At 66.3% G+C, this 20253-nt stretch carries 15 protein-coding genes; 6 read left to right on the forward strand and 9 right to left on the reverse strand.

Going from position 1 to position 20253, the window contains the following annotated elements; genetic code table 11:
* Positions 1–571: 571 nt before the first annotated feature.
* Complete coding sequence (locus ACMGDM_RS17210; protein WP_436805356.1) at positions 572–1249, reverse strand: response regulator transcription factor; 678 nt, start codon at positions 1247–1249, stop codon at positions 572–574.
* A gap of 263 nt (positions 1250–1512) precedes the next feature.
* On the opposite strand from ACMGDM_RS17210, the gene ACMGDM_RS17215 reads away from it, so the two are divergent.
* Together ACMGDM_RS17215 and ACMGDM_RS17220 are read left to right on the forward strand one after the other, a co-directional pair.
* Complete coding sequence (locus ACMGDM_RS17215) at positions 1513–1728, forward strand: hypothetical protein (protein WP_436805357.1); 216 nt, start codon at positions 1513–1515, stop codon at positions 1726–1728.
* Between the two features lie 105 nt (positions 1729–1833).
* Positions 1834–3054, forward strand: a complete 1221-nt coding sequence (locus tag ACMGDM_RS17220) for a M48 family metalloprotease (protein WP_436805358.1) — start codon at positions 1834–1836, stop codon at positions 3052–3054.
* Positions 3055–3151: 97 nt separating this feature from the next.
* Here ACMGDM_RS17220 and ACMGDM_RS17225 read toward each other — a convergent pair whose 3' ends face one another.
* Positions 3152–5110 carry a PAS domain-containing protein gene (locus ACMGDM_RS17225; protein ID WP_436805359.1) on the reverse strand — a complete coding sequence of 653 codons (1959 nt, stop codon included), beginning with the start codon at positions 5108–5110 and terminating at the stop codon, positions 3152–3154.
* Between the two features lie 1127 nt (positions 5111–6237).
* On the opposite strand from ACMGDM_RS17225, the gene ACMGDM_RS17230 reads away from it, so the two are divergent.
* Entirely contained in the window at positions 6238–9297 is a 3060-nt protein-coding gene (locus ACMGDM_RS17230; protein WP_436805360.1) for a TonB-dependent receptor domain-containing protein, read from the forward strand.
* Positions 9298–9359: 62 nt separating this feature from the next.
* On the opposite strand, the gene ACMGDM_RS17235 is transcribed toward ACMGDM_RS17230, so the two are convergent.
* The 3 genes from ACMGDM_RS17235 to ACMGDM_RS17245 form a co-directional block, all read right to left on the reverse strand.
* On the reverse strand, positions 9360–10250 hold the full coding sequence (locus ACMGDM_RS17235; RefSeq protein ID WP_436805361.1) for a helix-turn-helix domain-containing protein: 891 nt from the start codon (positions 10248–10250) through the stop codon (positions 9360–9362).
* Between the two features lie 383 nt (positions 10251–10633).
* The gene (locus tag ACMGDM_RS17240; protein ID WP_436805362.1) at positions 10634–12085 is read right to left on the reverse strand and encodes a family 43 glycosylhydrolase; all 1452 of its coding nucleotides are present in this window, start codon (positions 12083–12085) and stop codon (positions 10634–10636) included.
* Positions 12082–12804 carry an acetylxylan esterase gene (locus ACMGDM_RS17245; protein ID WP_436805363.1) on the reverse strand — a complete coding sequence of 241 codons (723 nt, stop codon included), beginning with the start codon at positions 12802–12804 and terminating at the stop codon, positions 12082–12084. The genes ACMGDM_RS17240 and ACMGDM_RS17245 overlap by 4 nt, the downstream gene beginning before the upstream one ends.
* Positions 12805–13165: 361 nt before the next feature.
* On the opposite strand from ACMGDM_RS17245, the gene ACMGDM_RS17250 reads away from it, so the two are divergent.
* The 3 genes from ACMGDM_RS17250 (at position 13166) to wrbA (ending at position 16163) form a co-directional block, all read left to right on the forward strand.
* The gene (locus ACMGDM_RS17250) at positions 13166–14089 is read left to right on the forward strand and encodes a LysR family transcriptional regulator (protein WP_436805372.1); all 924 of its coding nucleotides are present in this window, start codon (positions 13166–13168) and stop codon (positions 14087–14089) included.
* A gap of 127 nt (positions 14090–14216) precedes the next feature.
* Entirely contained in the window at positions 14217–14654 is a 438-nt protein-coding gene (locus tag ACMGDM_RS17255) for a DoxX family protein (protein WP_436805364.1), read from the forward strand.
* A gap of 909 nt (positions 14655–15563) precedes the next feature.
* Entirely contained in the window at positions 15564–16163 is a 600-nt protein-coding gene (gene wrbA, locus ACMGDM_RS17260; RefSeq protein ID WP_436805373.1) for an NAD(P)H:quinone oxidoreductase, read from the forward strand.
* Between the two features lie 132 nt (positions 16164–16295).
* On the opposite strand, the gene ACMGDM_RS17265 is transcribed toward wrbA, so the two are convergent.
* The 4 genes from ACMGDM_RS17265 to ACMGDM_RS17280 all read right to left on the reverse strand — a co-directional run bounded on the left by ACMGDM_RS17265 (position 16296) and on the right by ACMGDM_RS17280 (position 20215).
* Positions 16296–17189: a pirin family protein gene (locus ACMGDM_RS17265; RefSeq protein ID WP_436805365.1), complete on the reverse strand. Its 894-nt coding sequence runs from the start codon at positions 17187–17189 to the stop codon at positions 16296–16298.
* Positions 17190–17316: 127 nt separating this feature from the next.
* Complete coding sequence (locus ACMGDM_RS17270) at positions 17317–17688, reverse strand: nuclear transport factor 2 family protein (RefSeq protein ID WP_436805366.1); 372 nt, start codon at positions 17686–17688, stop codon at positions 17317–17319.
* Between the two features lie 146 nt (positions 17689–17834).
* Positions 17835–18626, reverse strand: coding sequence for a hypothetical protein (locus ACMGDM_RS17275; protein ID WP_436805367.1), 792 nt, complete (start codon positions 18624–18626; stop codon positions 17835–17837).
* A complete protein-coding gene (locus tag ACMGDM_RS17280; RefSeq protein WP_436805374.1) occupies positions 18626–20215 on the reverse strand; it encodes a TonB-dependent receptor in 1590 nt (529 codons plus the stop codon). The genes ACMGDM_RS17275 and ACMGDM_RS17280 overlap by 1 nt, the downstream gene beginning before the upstream one ends.
* Positions 20216–20253: the final 38 nt, after the last annotated feature.

Genomic DNA, 20253 nt, shown 5'->3' on the forward strand with positions numbered 1-20253 from the left:
TCCTTAAACTCGGACCAGGGAAGCGAGGCCTCACCTAACAGCTCGGGGTTGCCGAGGCGTGAGGCGACGGCCGCTCTCCGTAGTCGACGAAGACTGGGCGCGATGTAGCCGTCCCATCCTTCGAACAGTTCGTCCTCGAAAGACCGCCCGTTGCGCGGCGAGGAGCTGGATAGGGGTCCTGACCGACCACGACGACCCTGACGCTCGGCGGCGGCACCTCCGAGAAGGCCCGGAAGATGGCGGCTTTGCCCAACCCGGCTTCGTACCGGCGAACTGGTGGTGTTAGGTAGGACTGACCTGCCAGGGAGAGATCCTGGGAAAAATGCCGGCGAAGTTCAGCTGGACGTCGCCTAGAAACCGAACCCATTCGTCGGGTAGCAGCCGGCTCCAGCCGTCGAGCTCGCCTGTCAGAAAGGGTTGAAGCCGCATCGGATTGCATCGCCTCCAGGTCCCATCGCCTCGACCTGCATGGCGAAGCCGTGCGATGGGGTCATACTCCACCGGCTCGAAGACAAGGGACCCTTGGCGCCACCCCGTGGTCCGGCACGCCGAACGCCTGCGTCTACCCGCATCAGGCCTCTAGCTTCAGGTCCTGCGCCATCGTCACGAATTCGGCCAGATTGCGGGCGCCGAGCTTCTTCATGCCGGTGCCGCGATGGATCTTGACCGTGATCTCGCTCAGGTCGAGCTCGAAGGCGATCTGCTTGTTCATAAGGCCTTTCGCCACGCGGGAGAGCACCTCGCGTTCCCGCGTCGTCAGGCTGTCCGCGCGACCGCGAAGATCCTCGTCGTGGCGGCGCTCCTGTCTTGTCGCCGCGTCCTTGGCGAGAGCGGATGCGACCGCGTCGAGCATGTCCTGCTCGCGGAACGGCTTGGGCAGGAAGTCGATGGCGCCGGCCTTCATGCCGCGCACGCTCATCGGGATGTCCCCGTGACCCGTCATCAGGATCACCGGCATCGTGACGTCGGCGGCCGCGAGCTGATCCTGCAGGTCGAGACCGCTCAGCCCGGGCAGCCTCACGTCGAGCACGAGGCAGCCCGCGCTGCGGCTACGACCAGAGCTCAGGAAGTCGGCGGCGGAGCCGAAGGTGTAGGTGCGATACCCGACCGATCTGAACAGACCGTCGATCGCCTCGCGCAGCCCCGCATCGTCGTCGACGATGTGGACGGCGGGCTCGTCGTCAGCGGATGCGTTCTTCTTTTCAACCATGGTGCATGACAGGGTGGTCGGCGGCTCCCCGCTCGTCAACACCGACTATACGCAGGGATGATCGCGTAACCGGCAAGTGTGCCCGACAGCCACCATGCTCGGATCGCGCGTCATCCCGCCGGGGCACGTGACGCAGCGCACTCGGGGAACGCTGCCATGGCCGTCGCCAGGGTCGCGGAGCGATCCCGGTCGGACTTGCCGGAAACTTCACAGCATACTCAGGTATGGTGCTCCGCACCCGTCGTCTGATGTCGGCCGTCCGGCGATGCGATCAGAGACAGATCGTTCTCGGGAGACGATCGATGCAGACACTCCGCCCATCCCACAGCCAGACCTATCCACAGAGGCTTCTCGTCGCTTCCGTGGGCGTGTCGGGCCTGTTTGCCGCCATGGCGATCTGCAGCCTTTCCGGAAGCGCTTCTGCGGCGGTTCCAGTCGTCGCTCTCGCCGCCATCGCAGTCATGGTCCTGAGCGGATGGTGCGCGCTCTCGACGTCCCGGGATCAGCGCATCGCTTGAGCGAGGAGCGGCGAGCCGACATCAAAAGGCCGCCGCGGAAACGATACAGGTCGACGCGTCGCGTCTGCGATCATCGGCGGACCTGTCCACGAACGAGGAACGCAAGTGCCTTCAACGGAAGCAGCTGTCGCCACGGCGAGATACCTGTCCGCCATTCCCCCGCAGGCGCTGGCGCAGGCGGTCGCGTACACGCATGCGCAGCACTGGCTCTACGCGGGCTCGAAGATCCTTACCCTGGCCGCCTGCCTGCTGATCCTTCGCCTGGGCATTCTGGACCGCATCTCCGCCCGCATGTCGCGCACGACGCCGCGGCCCTTCATCACGGCGTTCGCGTGCACCGTCGCCTTCCTCGCATGTCGATGGCTGATCCTCTCTCCGTACGAGGTCTACGCGGGATGGTACACGGAAAGCCGGTTCGGGCAGCTTCGGCAGTCGCTGCCGGAATGGATCGGAGCGACTGTCGGCCAGGAACTCGTCAACGCCGTTTTCACGGGGCTTCTGGCGGGCGTTCTCTACTGGCTGATCCGCAGAACGGGGCGTAAATGGTGGATACTGGGGGCGACGGTGGCGGGCCTCGTCGGCTTCGTCACGATCGCCATCGTTCCCGCAGTTCTTCCGACGTCATCGAGCTACAGGGAGCTTCCCGCGGGCCGCGTCCGCGCCGAGGTCCAGGCACTTGCCGACGCCGCTCGCGTGCGGGGGGCGGACATCAAGGTCTTCGACGATCCGGACCACCCCGACTTCTACACCGCCAACGTGAGCGGGGTGGGCCCGCTGCGCACGATTTCGCTGAGCCGAGCCGTCCTCAGAGACCCGCTTGACGCCCATGCGCTCAGGGCCGTCGTCGCGCACGAGCTGGGACACTATGTCGAGGCCGACCCCATGAAGCTCGGCCTAGCCGTGGCGGCGATCGTCTTCGTCGGCCTCTTCCTGGCCGATCGATGCTTCCCCGCGCTCGCGAGAACGATGCGGCCGGCCGCGCCGCCCGCGATCTCCGATCCCGTTGGGCTGCCAGTCTTCTCCGCGTTCGCGATCCTCTTCTCGCTCGTGACGCTGCCGGTCGTTCTCGCGGTGCAGCGCGGTATCGAGACGCGTGCAGACGCCTATGGTCTCGATCTCGCCGGAGAGCCCGACGGTGCGGCACGAGGACTCGTCGCCACTGCGGGATATCGCGCTCCCAGCCCGACGCCGCTCGAGGAGGCGCTGTTCTATGATCACCCCAGCATCGAGCGGCGCGTCCGCGCGGCCATGGACTGGAAGGCGTCTCATCAGCGAGGACCTGCCGGACCGACCGACGACGGCTACCCGACTTCGCAGGCGCGATGATCCGCGCCAGCGATCCCCGATCGTATCAGTGCCTCGCGCAGAACCTCACGAGGCCTCCATCTCTGTTGAGACGAAGCTTCCGGCGTCTACGGGGATGTTACAGGCTCGGCAAGGTCAGGAGAAAGCGCGCACCGCTTGTACAGCCCGGATCGAGCATCAGTGTTCCGCCGTGGGCCTCTGCGATGGACTTTGATATGGAGAGCCCGATACCCATCCCGTCCGGCTTGGTGGAGAAGAAGGGATCGAACAGACGCTGTCTTACATCCTCTGGTACGCCGGGGCCGGTGTCTTCGACGGATATGCGGACCAGATCGCCTTCGACGGCAGTTGTGACCCGGGTACGCCGCTCCCGCGCCTCTGCCTGAGCCATTGCCTGCCCGGCATTGAGCAGGAGGTTCACCAGCACCTGCTGGATCTGCACGCGATCCGCCATGACTTCCGGCAGTGCCGCCGACGTATCGATGTCGAGCGACACCGCCAGGGTTCGAAGCTGCGGGCGCAGAAGCAGAGCTGACTCGGTGAGGAGACCAGCGATGTCCACGCGATCGCGAGCCGTATCCTGACGATTCGCCATGGACCTGACCCGGGAGATGATCTCGGAAGCGCGCCGGGCCTCACCGCTAATACGATCCAGCGCTCCCGCGACCTCCGGGAGCCCGGTCTCGGGCCTCTTCAGCCATCGCTTGCCGGCGTTGGCGTTGGTGGCGATGGCGGCAAGCGGCTGACTTACTTCGTGCGCGATCGAGGCCGTCAGTTCACCCAGCATCGCGATCCGGCTCGCATGTGCCAGATCCTGCTGCGCCTTCGACTGGGTTCGAAGCGCAGTGATATTGTGTCCGGTTCCGTAGTTCGTGCCGTCGAAGCGCGTGATGATCCAAGAGATCCAGACATGATCGCCGTTCTTGCACATGAGACGGTTCTCGAAGCGGGATCGGTCCCCATCAGCCTTAAGCATCTGGAGCCACTCGAACGTCGCCGCCCTGTCGTTCGGATGGATGAAGGCTTCTGCCTTCATGGACAGGATATCGGAGTCGGTCCAGCCGAGCATCTCCGTCCAGGCGGGATTGACCCGGAACACGGAGAGATCGGGCGTCGTGACGGTGAATAAATCGCTGGACGTCTTCCAGATGAGGTCGCGTTCCTGAGTACGTTGCTGCACTTCACGTTCGAGATCGCGATTGAGGCGTGCGAGCTCCTCCTCCGCGCACCGCTGATCATGGATGTCGGTCGTCGTACCGACGTAGCGGACGATCTTGCCCTGCTCGTTCCGGATGGGACTGCTGCGACACAGAAACCACCGGTACACGCCGTCGGCGCGCAGGATGCGAAACGTGCTTTCGTGCCCGGTTCCGGCGGCCAGCGCCGCGTACCATGCCTCCATGGCCGCCGGCATGTCGTCCGGGTGGAAGATCTTCTGATATCCGACGCCGTCGAGTTCCTCCTCGGTGATCCCGGCATAGGTGAACACGGCGCGGTTGTGCCAGTAAACCATGCCCTGCTCGTCAGCGAGCCACGCCATGGTGGGTATCGCCTCGACGATGTTCATCTGCGGCTCGTGCGCCTCGCGCTGCCTGCGCTCGGAACGAACGTCCGCAAGGGCCGATCGGATGAGTTCGGCCACCGAAGCGGCTACGCCGAGCTCGGCGTCCGTCCAGTCCTGGGGTGCGGCGCTCTGCACATATACGAACGCGACGACCTTGCCTTGCTCGAGAACGGGCACGACGGCGAAGGCTTCGACGTCGCTTCCATAGGCGGAGTCCTGGCTGCCGAAGAGACCGTCGGGGTGATGACGGTCGTTGACGAGCGTGGACGATGCGGCCTGCAGGACGGCAACGGAGGTGCCGAACGCCCTTACGCGCCATGGCCCATCTGCCAGTGCCCTTCCCCAGCGGCTCTTCTCGAGGACATCGCCCGTCGTGACGTCGAGCATCATGTACCCGGCCGCGTCGGCGCCGATCCAGGACCCGAGCGCCGCAAGCGCCTTCGCTGCTATTTGGTCGCCGTCGGAAAGTCCCTCGATGTCGCGCGCGATCAGGCGAACGATGTCGGTGTCCACGTCGGAACAGGATAGTGCCATCTGTTTCACTTGTTCATTCAGGTGAGGCCTAGCGCAGCGGTCGAGATACTGTCTGGATCTTCACGACTTCTTGGACCGGCCGCATACCCAAGGGTCGACCATCCCTCGCGCTCCCGGCTTCTCTACCCGACCTGGATGTCATCCACGGCCAGGCAGGATCCTATCTCGGCAGTGGAAAGCCCCGTTCAGCGCTGGAACCCTATCAGCCCTCCTCGTCCGATTATTGAACGTAATTGCTCAGTTTTGCCTCAAACCGCTCGGCGGGATTGCACCGTGAAGGGCGACGTGAACCTGTCCTTGGTACTGGCGAGGCTCAGCCAGGTCGTGACGCCGAGAGGCGAGGCTATCGCCCGCGGACTGCGACCGAGCTGATAGGACTTAGTCGTCCGGACCAGCTGACAGCTGACACCAGTCTCCAGGTCTGACCCATCGCATCTCGCCGTGACGTTCGCGGCGAAACTCCAAGCCGCCTGCGACCGATCGCCCGCCCATCTTGGCAGAGGATCACCGCCTGCGCGCGGACGCCGCGACACGGCTCAAACCTTCCATACGTGAGTATGATTGCTGATGGCGCTCCGCCCGTAGCCATTGTCTCTCGAGGTTCTCGCCTGTGATCTGGAGGTAGCGGACGTTGCGACTGGTGGCTTTCCCCGCAGCGGGTCTGCTCGCGCCGAGCGCGACCGTGAGTTCGAGCCGATGTACCCGAGCAGCCGAAGATGCGTACCTTCCCCTCAAGCAGCCTTCCTGCTCCGGCCCTCTTCCGCAAGGGCGACGAACAAGAACGAGGCGTAGATGAGCGCGTACAGAAAGGCGCCTTCGTAGACAAGGATCGCGGCTTGTGAGCACCGTCGGCTGATTACAGGCAGCGATCGCCGCACCTAGGCGGTTGCGATCCCGACGTCGTCTCCCGGCACCGCAGCATCTTCCGATCGCATCCACGTCAGGACGGCTTCATCCAAAATGAACCGAAATGGCTTGCCTGTGCCGGACCGCGGGATACTCGCTTTATAAAGTTGCTTTACAACGCGTCTTAATCAGGACACACATCAGCAACGTACCCGCCCGACACCGTTCGGACGGTGATATGAAACATAGCTTCGCGCGACATGGTCGCCAAAGAAGCAGCCATGGAAAGGGGAACACTGTTGAACGCTGATCGCAAGATTCTGCGCGCGGCTCTGCTTGCCACCACCGGCCTGTTCGCCTTCGCGCCTTCGGCGTGGGCTCAGGATTCGACGAGTACCCAGACCGGATCCTTGTCGGCACCGTCGACCCCTGCCGATCAGGACATCCGGCAGCAGACCACCGATCCGAGCACGCCGAGCGCTGCCGCGACGACGCAGGAGGCCGGCGGCGACGTGGTCGTCACCGGAACGCTCTTCCGCACCAGCACCGAGACGCCCTCGCCGGTCACGACGCTTACCGCGGAGACGCTCGCCAGAGGCGGCGTGACGAGCATCAACGAGGCGATCCGCTCGGTGTCGGCCGACAGCGCCGGCTCAATCCCGACCGGCTTCCAAGGCGGCTTCTCGGCGGGCGGCTCGGCGGTCTCGCTGCGCGGTCTGGGCGTCTCCTCGACGCTGGTGCTGATCGACGGGCTACGCTCGACAAACTTCCCGCTCAACGACGACGGCCACAACTCCTACGTCGACCTGAACTCGATCCCGTTCAGCGTCGTCGAGCGCGTCGACGTGCTCAAGGACGGCGCCTCGAGCACCTACGGCGCCGACGCGATCGGCGGCGTGGTCAACATCATCCTGCGCAAGCAGTTCCAGGGGGTTGACGGCACTGTCGAGGGCGGCATCGGCGAGAAGGGCTATGCTTCGCGCTACCGTGCCAACCTCACCGTCGGATACGGCGACTACGAGGAGAAGGGCTGGAACGTCTACGTCAACGGCGAATACCAGCGCGACGGTGCCGTATCCGTCCGCGACGTCGGCTTCCCCTTCAACACCACCGATCTCAGCTCGATCGGTCTGCTGGACAACAACACCGCAGACAGCTCGCTGGTGACCGCCACGACAAACGCCGTGGTGGTGCGGGCAAACGCCAACGATCCCAACAACCCTTTCGCCGGCGGAACGCTCGTCCGTAGCGGAAGCCAGGCGGACGGCTCCGCGTTCTACAACTACCAGCTTCTGAACGCGAACTGTCCCGGCGCCACCTACACGGTGAGCACCGGCACCAACCGGGGGATCGGCTGCGCCCGGGACCTCACCACAGACTACGCGCAGGTCCAGCCCGAGCAGGAGCGCTACTCGTTCACGAGCCGCCTGAGCGTCCGCCTGAACGACGCGATCGAGGCCTACGCGCTGGGCTCGTACTCGCACAGCCAGGTCAACATCCTGGGCACGCCCGCAGCGATCCGGCTGCAGCAGCCCTACGGCGCCTCTCCCACCACCTCGTCGCTCAATCCCGGGATCGTGCTGCCGGTCTACGTCTGCTCGGCAGGCGTGAACTGCTCTACGGCGACCGATGGCCGGCTCAACCCAAACAACCCGTTCGCCGCTGAGGGCAATGCGGCACGCATCTACTACCGCTTCGGCGATATTCCAGTCGGCTCAAGGCGCGGCAACGAGCTGATCCGGGGCGCGATTGGCCTCAACGGCCGGATCGGCGATGACACGAACTGGCGGGTCGAGGCCGTCGGGGCGCGGGACAACATCAACTTCGAGAGCTACGGCGTCCTCAACATTGCAGGTCTGCGGCAGGCCGTGGCCACGGGCGCCTACAACTTCGTGAACCCGGAGCAGAACAGCCAGGCGGTCCGCGCTGCCGTGTCGCCGGATCTCGTGGCCCGGGGCTACACTTCGCTCGCCTCTCTGGATGGGTCGGTCTCGACGAAGCTGTTCGATCTCCCGGGCGGCCCGCTCCAGGCCGCGGTCGGAGGTCAGGTGCGGCGCGAGACGCTGAACTATCCCGGCCTCAACCCCGACCTGGTGAACTACGCCAACACCGCGGCCGCCTTCGGCCGGCACACCGTCTCAGCGGCCTACTTCGAGCTGGACGCACCTGTTGTCGACAAGCTGCGCATCAACGCCGCCGGCCGCTACGACCACTACTCGGAGGGCTTCAGCCACTTCTCACCGAAGATCGGCGCGACGTTCACGCCGGTACGGCAGCTGCTGATCCGCGGCACCTACTCGGAGGGCTTCCGCGCGCCGACCTTCGCCGAAAGCAACCCGCGCTCGAGCTATCCCGGCTTCGTGACCTACACGCCGCCTGCCAGCTTCCAGCAGGCGCACGGCGGGCTGATCACCGCGGGGAACACCAATCCCTACGCACAGGCCTACTCGGTCGGCGGCGGCTTCTCTGGCAATCCGGACCTTAAGCCGGAGACCTCGCGCAGCTTCACGGCCGGGATCGTGGTCGAGCCGGTGCGCTGGTTCAGCTTCACCGTCGACTTCTACAACGTTAAGAAGAAGGACGTTATCGTCGCCGGCCCGAACGCCGGCGCGGCACGCGCCGCCTACTTTGCGGGTCAGCCGCTGCCGGAGGGCTACACCGCCGCGATCGTCGACGCGCCGGATCCGCTGTTTCCGAACGCCCTGCCTCGCGTGCTGGTCATCAACGGCCCTTACGTGAACTCAGGCTACTTCAAGACGCAGGGCCTCGACTTCTCCGCAACGATCCGTGCGCCGATCACGGACGACATCCGCTTCATCAGCCGTCTTGACGCCAACTACGTCGACAAGTTCGACGTGGACTTCGGCGACGGCGCGATCCGCCGGTATGTCGGGACGCTTGGTCCGTACGAGCTGTCGTCGGGCGCCGGGACCCCGCGCTGGCGGGGCAACTGGCAGAACACGCTCGAGTTCGGCGCGTTCTCGGTGACGGCGACGGCGTACTACGTGTCGCGCATCAAGTCCGTCGCGGCCGACGAGGTCGATCCCGACGATGCCGGCAACATCGATCTTTCCTGCGGGCAGAACCTCTACGGCACCGGCGACGACGCCTGTTACATCAAGCGTTTCATCTACGCCGATCTGAACGCGTCTGTGAAGATCAACGACAGCTATACGTTCTTCGTGAACGTCAACAACGTCACGAACGAGCGCGCGCCGATCGCACCGGCCTCCTACTCGGGCACCAACTATCTGCCGACCTGGCACTACGCAGGTGTCATCGGCCGAGTGTTCCGGGCGGGCGCCAGCTTCAAGTTCTGAGCGGCGCGGACCGGCGAAAGGGAGACGCAGCCTTCCTTCGCCGGTCTCCGGAACGTTCGAGTTCACCGCCGCAGCCGTCTCCAGCTTCCCGGCGGAAGGCCGACGCTGCGCGAGAAGGAACGGGTGAAGTGGCTCTGGTCGGCGAAGCCGCACCTGTAGGCGATGTCGGTCAGCGACAGCTCGCCCCGCAGCAGAAGATCCTTCGCCCGGGCGACCCGCTGCTGAGCGAGCCATGCGGACGGTGACTTCCCCGTGGCGCGCTTGAAAGCACGGGAGAAGTGGCTCGGGGACAGGTCGCAGACCCTCGCCAGCTCGGCAAGGGAGGTGACCGGACCGATTTCGTCCATCAGGAGCGCCTGTGCCATCCTCAGCTTCTCGGGGGCGAGTGCGCCGACGATCGCGCCTCGTCCAGGCGACATGCCTCCGTACGTAATCGCCAGATGGTACAACAGGCTGAGGATTAGGTGCTCCGCCGTCAGCGAGCCCATGCCGGAGCCCTCTTCCAGCGCGTATAGAAGCGCCGGCTCGAAGCTCTTGATGAAGGGGTCCTGAGTGATCCAAGGATCCGGGACGCGTAGTTCCCGGGCCGCGATCGAACCGCTCCGTTCCGCGATCTCGCGCAGCGCGCCCATCGGCACGCCGACGTTGAGGGAATCGAAGCCGGTATCGGCGAAGCGTACGGTGCCGCCGGCCCTCATGTCGGCGATATGGATGCTGCCGCGGTCGATGGCCGGTAGCCGCATGTAGCCGTCATCGTTCCAGAACTCGTCGCCGCCCATCGGCGCAAGCTGATATGCGAAGCCGAAGGTCTCGTCGCGCGGGGCGCTGACGGTACCGCATCGTCCGATCATCTCCGATGTCGTGCGGCTGGCGATGAGCTCGACCTCTCCGAGCCGGGTTACCAAGCGGCGGTATGGTTCGCTGTATACGTTGTGGCCAGCCGGCTCGGACACATCAAGCCTCCGTGATCGAACCCTGATCATACCACAGGATCACGCCTGGGTCCTGCGTGTATCCGTACAAACCCGGGCGGAGTAGTGTCGCGCGCACGCGTCTGCTCCGAAAAGGACTGCGACGGGTTCGGGGACGGCAGCCTCGATGCAGTTCGCCCTGCCCTCTACTGAGCTCCCGGCTTGACCGCCTGCTTCTGGTCGGTACCACGTGCAACGGCCTAGGTCGCCCTGGCAGCCTCCCTGCATACCGTCGCGGAGAAGTCTCGCCCGTCTACGTCCTTCGTGGACGTGTTCGTCACGCTACGAGCACTCTCGACCATCACGACATTGCTCTTCGCGTGGTTGCATGCCTGTCGTGAGACGGCGCGTCGATCGGTGCTGCCTCATGGCGCGCGGAAGCTCCAGCGGCCCGCGTGGCCGGCCGGATCTAAGTGCACGAGCGCAGGAGTGCTGCGGCCGATCGCTACCAGCGCCAGTGGCGCACGAGCGTCCCGCTGCTGCCGCGGCATGATGCGGTAGCTGCCGTCGGTGAGCTGGTCGATCCGCCACAACTGCTCGGGCGCGCCTGTGAAGCGTGGCACGGCCTGCAGCCGGTCGCCGGGCGCGACCGCGAGCACCCGCTCGGTGCCTGCCACCGCGATGCGGTAATAAGGTGCTCCCATGGCGCCGCCTGCACCCTCGACGGGCATGACGGTCCACTGCTGCTGCGGGCGGATCAGATAGTCGCCGAGATCGACCTCGATCTCGCCCACCGGCCAGGTCGCGCGGCTCTCGTCCAGCGTCTGGTTGGCGATGGGCGCGACCGGGTCGCTCGGCTTCGCCATGAAGCTGCGCCGGGGGTCGAACGCGATCCGCACCGGGTCGACGGCGAGTTGCAGCGCGGTGCCGGCGCGCTCCGACTGGATCTCATAGGTGCCCGGCGTGACATTCTCGCCCGCGATCGGCCAGCCGTCCTGCCAGCGTAGCGGCTGGATGCCGAGCACGCTCCGCCCGCTGCGGTCCATGTCGGCCTCATAGTGCATCGAGAACTTCTCGACGCCGTCGCCGAGGTCGATCAGCCCGAAATGCCCGGGACCATAGACACGCCCCCGCCCCGCCACGACGAGCTTGCCCCCGCCCATCAGCAGCGGCACGCCCATTTGATCGACGAAGGGTCCGGTCGGCTGGCGCGCGCGACCGACGCGGATGTTGTAGGAGGAGTTCGGCCCGTCGCAGCAGGTGCCGTGCGTGCCGAGCAGGTAATACCAGCCGTCGCGATGCAGCAGCGCGGTCGCCTCCATGTCGATTGCGACGTCGACGGGCTGGTTGCCCGGCAGTCGCGCGCCGCTGCGCGGGTCCAGTTCGACCATGCGGATGAAGCCGAAATAGGTGCCATAGCTCAGCCAAAGCCGCCCCTCGGCGTAGAGGAAGGCGGGATCGATCGCGTCGGCGAGCTCGATGCCGTCGGTCTGCGCGACGACACCGACCTCGTGATAGCCGAAGACTGGCGACTTCGGATCGAGCGAGCGGGTCCACATGACCTTGACCTGGCTCGCGTGGCCGCCGTTCATTCCGCCGCCGCCGACGGCATAGGCGACATAGAACCGATCGCCGATCTTGACCACGTCCGGCGCGACGCCGCCGCCGGGACGCTCGCCGCCGCTGTGCCAGGTCCAGCCATCGTCGGAGACGAGCCCGCCCCCGCGCGTGCCGAAGGTCCACCAGCGCCCGTCCGAGTAGGTGACGGTCGAGGGATCATGGATGAATGGCTCGCCGGCGAGCTGCGCGTCGACCGAGGCGAAGGGTGCGACGGCGAGCGCGAGCGCCGTGGCGGTGCGGAGCAGGGTCTTCCTCATCGTACGTCCACCGTGATGTCGCGCAGCGGCTGTCCGGCCGAGTCGAGGAACCGCAGGCAGAAGTCGCTCATGCCCGGCCCGTTGATCACCGCGCCGCGCAGCAGGTTGCGGCCGCGGCGCAGCCGCAGCGGCGCGGAGACGACGTCGTCACTCACCATGCGCCGGTCGCCGTAGAGCCCCACTGCCTCCGCGCCGTTGAGCCACCAGCGCGACGCCGAGTTGGAGCCGACCGCCAGTCGCACGTCGTCATAGTCGCGCGGGCTGTCGATGACCGTCACCGCCCAGAAGATCACGCCATAGGTCGGCTTGCCGAGCCCCTGTGCGAACTTAAACAATTTGACGTCGAACGGCGCGGCGTCGAGCGCGTGCCAGCGCGGCCGGTCCGGTGCCGGGGCCACCTCGCCATCGCGGGGCAGCCGGTCGGTGCGGCCGGGATAGCGCCCGAGCGCGAGCTTCCCGCGCACGTAGCTGGGGGTGAAGCCGGCGTTGGTGCGATTGGGCTCGACGAGCGGCTCGAGCAGCAGCCAACGCTGCACGAAGCCGTCCGCACCGGGCTTCGCCGGTCCGCCGGTCACCGGCACGAAATAGGGCGCGAGGCCGGTCGGGGGCGGCAGCGCCTCCCTCACGTTGCCGGCGGTCTGCGCGAGTACCGGCACCGTGAGCGACAGCAGCGCGACTGCCGCACACGACGCCACGCCACATCCTATCTTCAAGGCCATGCCGCCCTCCTCCCCGAGCGACTCCGCTCTGTTATCGGTATCAGCAGGTCGGGGATGTGACAGATCGGGCAAACCGGTCAAGCAGGCGTCGTGGCCCCGCTTCAAGTCGTGTTAGCGCTAAGATTGTCCGAATCCGTGCCTGAGGCTTTTGCCGTTTCAGCCGCCAGGCTGTTCGAGGTCGTCACCGATGCAAGCCAGCGGGCGGATCGTAGGCGCGTCATCCTCAGGTCTGATTGTCGGCCGCAGGAGCGTACCGCCATTCCTATGTCATGACGGCGCGCCCACCCCACGACGAACCCGAGGCTTGTCCTAAGGCGCAGCAATGCGCGTCGGCGGTCTGGCGCGCGCTGGTATGTTTCCAGTGAGCGAGCCTGGAACGCCATCGTTCGACTCGCTGAGGATCTTCCTCGCCGTGGCCGAGGCCGGCAGTCTCGCCGGAGCAGGACGGCGGCTTGGCAGGGCGGTCTCCGTGGTGAGCTACGGTGTCGACAGCCTCGAGGCTCAGCTCGGCCTTGCCCTGTTCGAACGTGACGCCTCGAAGCGGCTGCAGCTGACGAGCGACGGTCGTGCGATCATGGCAGAGGCGCGCGCAGTCACGATCGGGATGGACGCGCTTCGGGCGATGGCCAGAGGACTGATCAACGGTCTCGAAGCGGAGCTGGTCCTCGCTGTCGACGTGCTTCTTCCTCCCGCGAGGCTGGGATCGCTTCTGCGCGATCTCGCCGCGAACTACCCGACGGTACGTCTCAGACTTCATGTCGAGGCGCTAGGCGGAGTGGCTGACCTCGTCCTGTCGGGCAGAGCCGACCTCGGCGTGTCGGGCCCGCTCGCGACGGATCACAGTGAACTGGCTGCACTGCACGCCGGCGAGGTGACGATGGTACCCGTGGCCGCGCCCGGACACACGCTTGCTTCCGGACGGATCAGCCCCGGCGCCGCCCGCGATCATGTCCAGCTGGTCCTCAGCGACCGGTCGCCACTGACGCAGGGGCGTGACTTCGCTGTGATGAGCGATCGCACGTGGCGGCTGGCCGATCTCGGCGCGAAGCACCAGCTGCTCAGGGAGGGCATCGGGTGGGGAAACATGCCTCTTCCTCTGGTCGAGGAGGATCTCGAGAGCGGACGCCTGCGACTGCTCGACGTGCCGGACCATCCGGGCGGCTCGTACGGCTTCTACATCATCCGCCGCCATGACCGGAGACCGGGTCCCGCCGGTGCATGGCTGATCGAACGGATCCTGGCCACGGCCGGCCACCGAGATAACGATGAGGTCGGCGTCGGCTGACCCGCCTCCATCTTTCGAGAAAGTCGAACGGGACCAGCCACTTTATTCCACTTCATCCGCGCTCTTCCAAGGTCCAGATCAAACACCTGAACTTCTCGCGAACAATCGCCAAAACTGGAGGCGTACGATGGCATCTCTACCGCTGATTGCAGCCAACACGAACTCGCATGCCGGCGTCCTGCCGGTCATCGGGCGCATCGGGATCGCTGCGATCTTCGTCCTGAGCGGACTGTCCAAGGTCGCGGCGCCTGCCGCGACGATCGGCTACATCCAGGCATCCGGCCTCCCGCTGCCGCAGCTCGCGTACGCGCTCGCCGTCCTCGTAGAGCTGGGCGGCGGCATCGCTCTCGTCCTCGGCTACCGGACGCGCATCGTCGCCGCGGCGCTCGCCGCCTTTGCGGTCGTTACGGCGGTCGCCTTCCATGCGGCGCTGGGCGACCAGAACCAGTTCATCCACTTCTTCAAGAACGTCGCCATCGCCGGAGGCCTTCTGAACGTCGTTGCGTTCGGAGCGGGAGCCTATAGCGTCGATGGACGACGTGAGCGGTTGAGCGCCGTACGTTAAACCGAGCTCCTGCGTGTCGTGCCCGTTACTCGATGATCGCTGTCGCAAAGCGCTTGTGACCGATTCGACGGGCGGTCTGTGACGATCAGGAAGAGGCTAACACGATGATGCGTGAGGTCATCGCCGAGGCGGAGGTCAATCCGCCTTCGGCGAGCGCCTGCTGCTGGCTCTCGGCGGAGAGGAGAAGGGCGCCGGTAGCTCGTCCGACCGGCGGCGAACAAAGGCCCAAGAACCGGCGGACGCCGGCTGTCATCGATCCGGTGCAGCTCGCCCCCGAGGGCGAGCCGATCCTTCGGCAAGCACTCGCGCGCCTCGACGTCGAGCAGCTTCGCGACGTGGTCGCGGGCTATGGCATGGATCCCGGCAAGCTCGTGATGAAGTGGCGAGACGCCGGACGCACCTCCAACCGAACCGTAAGGTCGCGAGAGGCCGGGCACAAAAGGGCAGCGCGTTCCTTCCTCCCGCGGGAGCCTCCGACGCAAGGAGCCGCGAGGCCGCCTCGACCGTGCCGGACGACCTTAGGCGACGGTCCTGCGAGCCCGAGCGCTCGGTCGGCGTCGAACCTCCGCCTGCTTACTCCCGACTGTCGCATCTGCTCCGTCAGGGGATCCGACGTCAGGTCGGTCAGAGCTCGTCGCGTACTGTCCGTTCTTGCCTTCAGGTCGGGACGCCCCACTCGCCCAGGCCTTCTCGGCCGTTTTCGCCACGCCACTTGAGGAGGCACATCGAGCCACGCCTTCGCGCGCCCGAGGTCGTCGCCGACTCATCTCGCTCCCGATGCGTCACCATACCTGCGCATTAGGCCGGCAATCCCAGAGCTGGGTGCGGGCGGATCTTGCCGACGCCAGAACTGCTCCGGACGGCGTCGCCCTGAAGCGGATCGCCGCGAATTGTCGATCGGAGACGAAGATGGCGAAGGTGCTGGTTCTCTACTATTCCACGTATGGCCACGTCGAGGCGATGGCGAACGCGGTGGCGGAAGGCGCCCGACGCACGGGCGCCACCGTCGACGTCAGGCGTGTGCCCGAGACCGTGCCCGAGGACATCGCCCGCGCCGGCTACTTCAAGCTGGATCAGGAAGCGCCGATCGCGACGGTCGCCGACCTCGAGCACTACGACGCGATCGTCGTCGGAACGGGCACCCGGTTCGGCCGCCTGTCGAGCCAGATGGCCACGTTCTTCGACCAGGCGGGCGGCCTTTGGGCACGCGGCGCCCTTAACGGGAAGGTCGGCGCCGCCTTCACGTCGTCCGCCACGCAGCACGGGGGAAACGAGACGACGCTCTTCTCCATCATCACCAACCTGCTGCATTTCGGCATGACGATCGTGGGTTTGCCGTACAGCCACGCCGGACAGATGTCGCTCGAGGACGTCGTCGGTGGTGCACCGTACGGTGCCACGACCATCGCAGGCGGCGATGGCTCGCGTCAGCCGTCCGAGATCGAACTCGACGGGGCGCGTCATCAAGGAGAGCTTGTGGCACGTACCGCGGCCAAGCTGTTCGGCTGACGACGAGCCCGCCGGAGCGATCACGCTCCGGCAGGTCCGTAGGACAGGTCTGCGTCGCCGACGAAGGTCGGAGGCGGGTCGCGCGTGAACCAGGGTACAGGCACCCCCTCTTATTCGGGGCGGGGTGCGGGCTTAGCGGTAGACCGGAACGTTGCCCGTGTCGGTGCGACGGTCGCCTGCCGCGCTCATCTCCCTGCCGAGTTCGGCGATGCGACGCTCGCCAGCCGCCAGCGCCTCGGCCGAGGTATGCACCGAATAGTAGCCGAGATGCAGCTCGTGATCGTGCGGCACCGCCGACCCGATCACGAACGACGCTCCCTCGTCACCCGCATGGACCACCACGTCCTGCTCGCCCTCCTCGAAGATGACAATCTGGCCGCCGTCCACCTGACGGCCGACGTCGATGCGGCCCTTGGCGACCGCAAGCCAGCCGACGGTGTGCCCGGACGGCGGCGAGTACGTCCAGCGCTCGCCGGGCTCGAGCGTCACCAGCAGGTAGTTCATGCCTTCGGGCGCACGAACGGTGCTCGAGGCGTCGCCGTACGTGCCGAGGATGAGCCTCGCCGGCCCGACGATCGGCGTATCCGACGCTTCCACGTACTGGCTCTCGACTGCGCCGTTCTCCAGCTCGGGCGGCAGCGCCACCCACAGCTGAAATCCCTGCATGCGGTCCGAGCCGCCGGCGGAGAGCTCCTTGCCGTGCCAGACGCCGCCGCCGGCCCGCATCCACTCCACGCCGCCGAAGCCGAGGGTGCCGGAGCCGATCTCGGGATCATCGTAGCGGACGTCGCCTTCGGTGAAGACGGTCACCGTCGCGATTCCCGAATGCGGATGGACCGGCATCGCGTCCTGCATCAGCCGCATATCGCCAGCGAACAGATCGAGGAAGACGAACGGTTTCAGATGCTCACCGAGATCGGACGGACTCATCAGGCGCATGATCTCGCCATGCCCGCGACCGCCTGCATGATAGACGATCCGGCGTTCGGTCGCCTGCGCATCCGTCTGGTTCAGCGTCGTGCTCATCGTCAAAGCTCCTGTCGCCCCACATGGGCCTGACCACGAAGGTGGCCATCCGCCTGGCCTCCGTGCAGGGCGAAAAAGTACTCGGCGACGTTCAGCTTTTCCGAACGTCGCCGCTGCTGCACGGTCTTCAGGCGGCCGCCGGCGGATCGAAAAAGAAGTAGTGGGCGATCAGTCTCCCCTCCTCGACGCGGACCGAGTCCGAGCCGCTGACGGTCACCTCTCCAGGAGGTCCGCCCTGCCACCGCGTCACGGCGACACCGTGATGCCCGAGGGTCGGTCCGGTCTCGACGAAGCGGAAGCCGGGCGGCATGTCCGCCAGCACGCCGGCGACCACCTGCGAGATGGCCTCGTGCCCGGTGATCGCCCGCGCCGGCTCGAAGATGGTCGCGTCAGGGTGGTAGATGTCGGCGATGGCGGCGAGACGCCGCTCGTCATCGCGCTCGTTCCAAACCCGCTCGATGCTCGCCTTCAGAAGCTCGACTTCGATCGGCTCCGCCATATGTGCCTCCAGGATGCCCGGCGCGGCTCAGTCGCCTCGCCATGTGTCGTCCGTCTGCGCGCGCACCGTCGCTTGCACAATCATACGCGTGGGTACGGCTCCTCGGTCGAGGATGTCGGGAAGCCGAGGCTCGGGCGACGATCCCGTCAGTGCGGCTGCTGCCGCTTCGGACGGAGATGCATCTGCAGGATCGTACCGCCGCTGCGGTCGATGCCGTACAGCATGCCGGACGCAGACTCGTCCCAATCGATCGCCTGGCCGGCAGCCTCGATCCCGAATGTCCCGAGATGGTCGAGCACGGCGCCATCGAACGGGAGCTGCACGGCGTAGAGCTCCGGCCGGTCGTGCCCGGTCAGGTAGAGACGTCCGTCCGGGCCCCACCCACCGCCCGAGATGCTCATGGGCGCGATGCGCTCGAGGATGGAGGAAGGAAGCGTCCAGCTCTGCGTCCGACGCCACTGCTCGTCGAAGCGGACGAGGATCGTGTGCCGGTGGTCCCGCCCGGGCTCCCCGCCCCTTCCGTCATAGTTGGCGAACATCGCCCACCAAGCGCCCGCGTGACGATCCACCCATGTCAGCGAGCCGATCCCCTGCCCCAACGACACCGTGCGTCGGTGCGCCAGCGTGACGGGATCGAAGAACTCGACGGAGCTCCACTGCGGCACGGCCGGAAAGTTCGACAGCGCACAGACAAGATCGCGGCCGATCACCGCGCAGCTGTTGAGATGGGGAAAACGCGTCTTGTCCCCTTCCCAGCTCGCGCGCTTCTCGCCGGTGCGCTTGTCGTAGCGCGCGATCCGGTAGTTCGCGACCGCGTAGAGGTCGCGAGGTCCCGCTGCGACGCCTTGGCGCGCCTCGGGCGCCGGTAGCCTGCGGACGGTCACGGCGCTGCCGCCAATGGTTGTCGTTGCAGCTGCGAGCAGGAGGAGGAGGCGCATCAGAAGCTCGCCGTCACGCCGGCCCAGAAGGTCCGGCCATACTCGGCGGACTCCTGAAGGTAGGTCCGACCGGGACCGGTCAGCTCGCGCCGGCCTGCGTTCGAGAGGTTCTGCCCTTCGGCGTAGAGCGTCAGCCTTCGCGTGATGCGGTAGCTGAGGTTCGCATCGAAGGTGGAGCGCTCCTTCCAGTACTGGTCGGCGTTGGCGATCGTGTCGTTGATCGTTTCGAGGAACCCTCCGATGTAGTTCCACGAGACACGCCCCTCGAAGCGCCCCCCCTGATAGTAGACGGTCGCGTTCGCCGTCGCGTCCGGCTGGAGGTAGAGCCCCGTCTCCCGCGGTCCGGCGCTCGTCAGGAAGGTGAACTCCGTGTCCAGGAAGGTGGCGTTCGCTGAAAGGCCAAGGCCGGACAGCGGGCCCGGCAGGAAGGTCAGCGCCTGCTGCAGGTTCAGCTCGACCCCGCGGATCCTGGCCGTGTTGGCGTTGCGCGGCGTGGTCACGATGACCGGCTCGGCGCCGCGGCCGACATCGAGCGTCTCCACGCTCGTGAGCGAGAAGATCTCGTCCTTGATGTCCTTCGAAAAGACCGCGATCGAGACCACGCCGTCGCGCGGGTACCACTCGAGCGATGCATCGAAGCCGCGGCTCCTGCGCGGTCGCAGATCGGGATTGCCGCGCGTCAGCGTCGGTTGGCTCCCGTCGAACGTCAGGTTCTCGCTGGCCGCAAGCTGGGAATAGTCGGGGCGGCCGATGGTGTTCGTGTAGGCGACGCGGACGACGACGTCCGGCAACGCGTCCCAGCGCAGATGCACGCCAGGGAGCCAGTTGCCGTAGCCACCTTCATTCGCGACGGGCGTCAGCGCCTGCCCCACCGCGCGAACGGCGCGCGAGGACACGTCGGTGCGTTCGTAGCGCAGCCCCGCAAGCAGGGTCAGCGTATCCAGCTTGTAGCTCGCCTGGAGGTAGCCGGCGTACACGTCCTCCTGCACACGGTAGTCGCCGGTCGGCAGCGCGAGCGAGGTGACGAAGCGGTCGCGATTGGCCGCGAAGAAGTCCATCGCCTTGTCCGCGTCGATCCGGGGCGTGAGCAGGTAGCGGTCGCGGATCAGCTTGTCGGGACCATCCGCGTCCACCTCGTCCAGCGTATAGGTGAAGCCGCTCGCGGCCGTGTAGTTGGTCTGGCCGTTTTCATAGCTTCGCCGCGTCGTCCGGGCCACGCCGCCCGCCTTCACCCTTACGCCTGCGCCGTCGTCATAGGTCGCGTTCAGCCGCAGCTGACCGCTCTTCTCGAGCGTCCGCACCGTCGCATCGCGCTGCTGCTGAAGGTAGAAGTTCGCTGGATTGCGGTTCTGGGTCGCATCGACGGGCGTGAAGATGGGATAGAAGTCGGAAGTGTCGTAGCTGAAGGCGTAGTTGGAGCCCTGCGCGTCCCGCGTGCGGAACTCGACCGACGTGTTCGGCGTGTAGAGCCGCCCCTGCGAGTAGATGGCGTCGCCATCGAGCGTCCATGCATCGGCTGCCTTCCAGTCGAAGGCGGTGCGCCCCACGACGATCTCGCGATTGGTGATCGGCTGATTGAGCTGGATGATGTTGCGACCGCGCGCGAAGCTGCCGCTGGTGGGCGTCT

Source organism: Sphingomonas larreae (genome assembly GCF_051400595.1).
In the GTDB taxonomy this organism is placed as follows: Bacteria; Pseudomonadota; Alphaproteobacteria; order Sphingomonadales; family Sphingomonadaceae; genus Sphingomonas.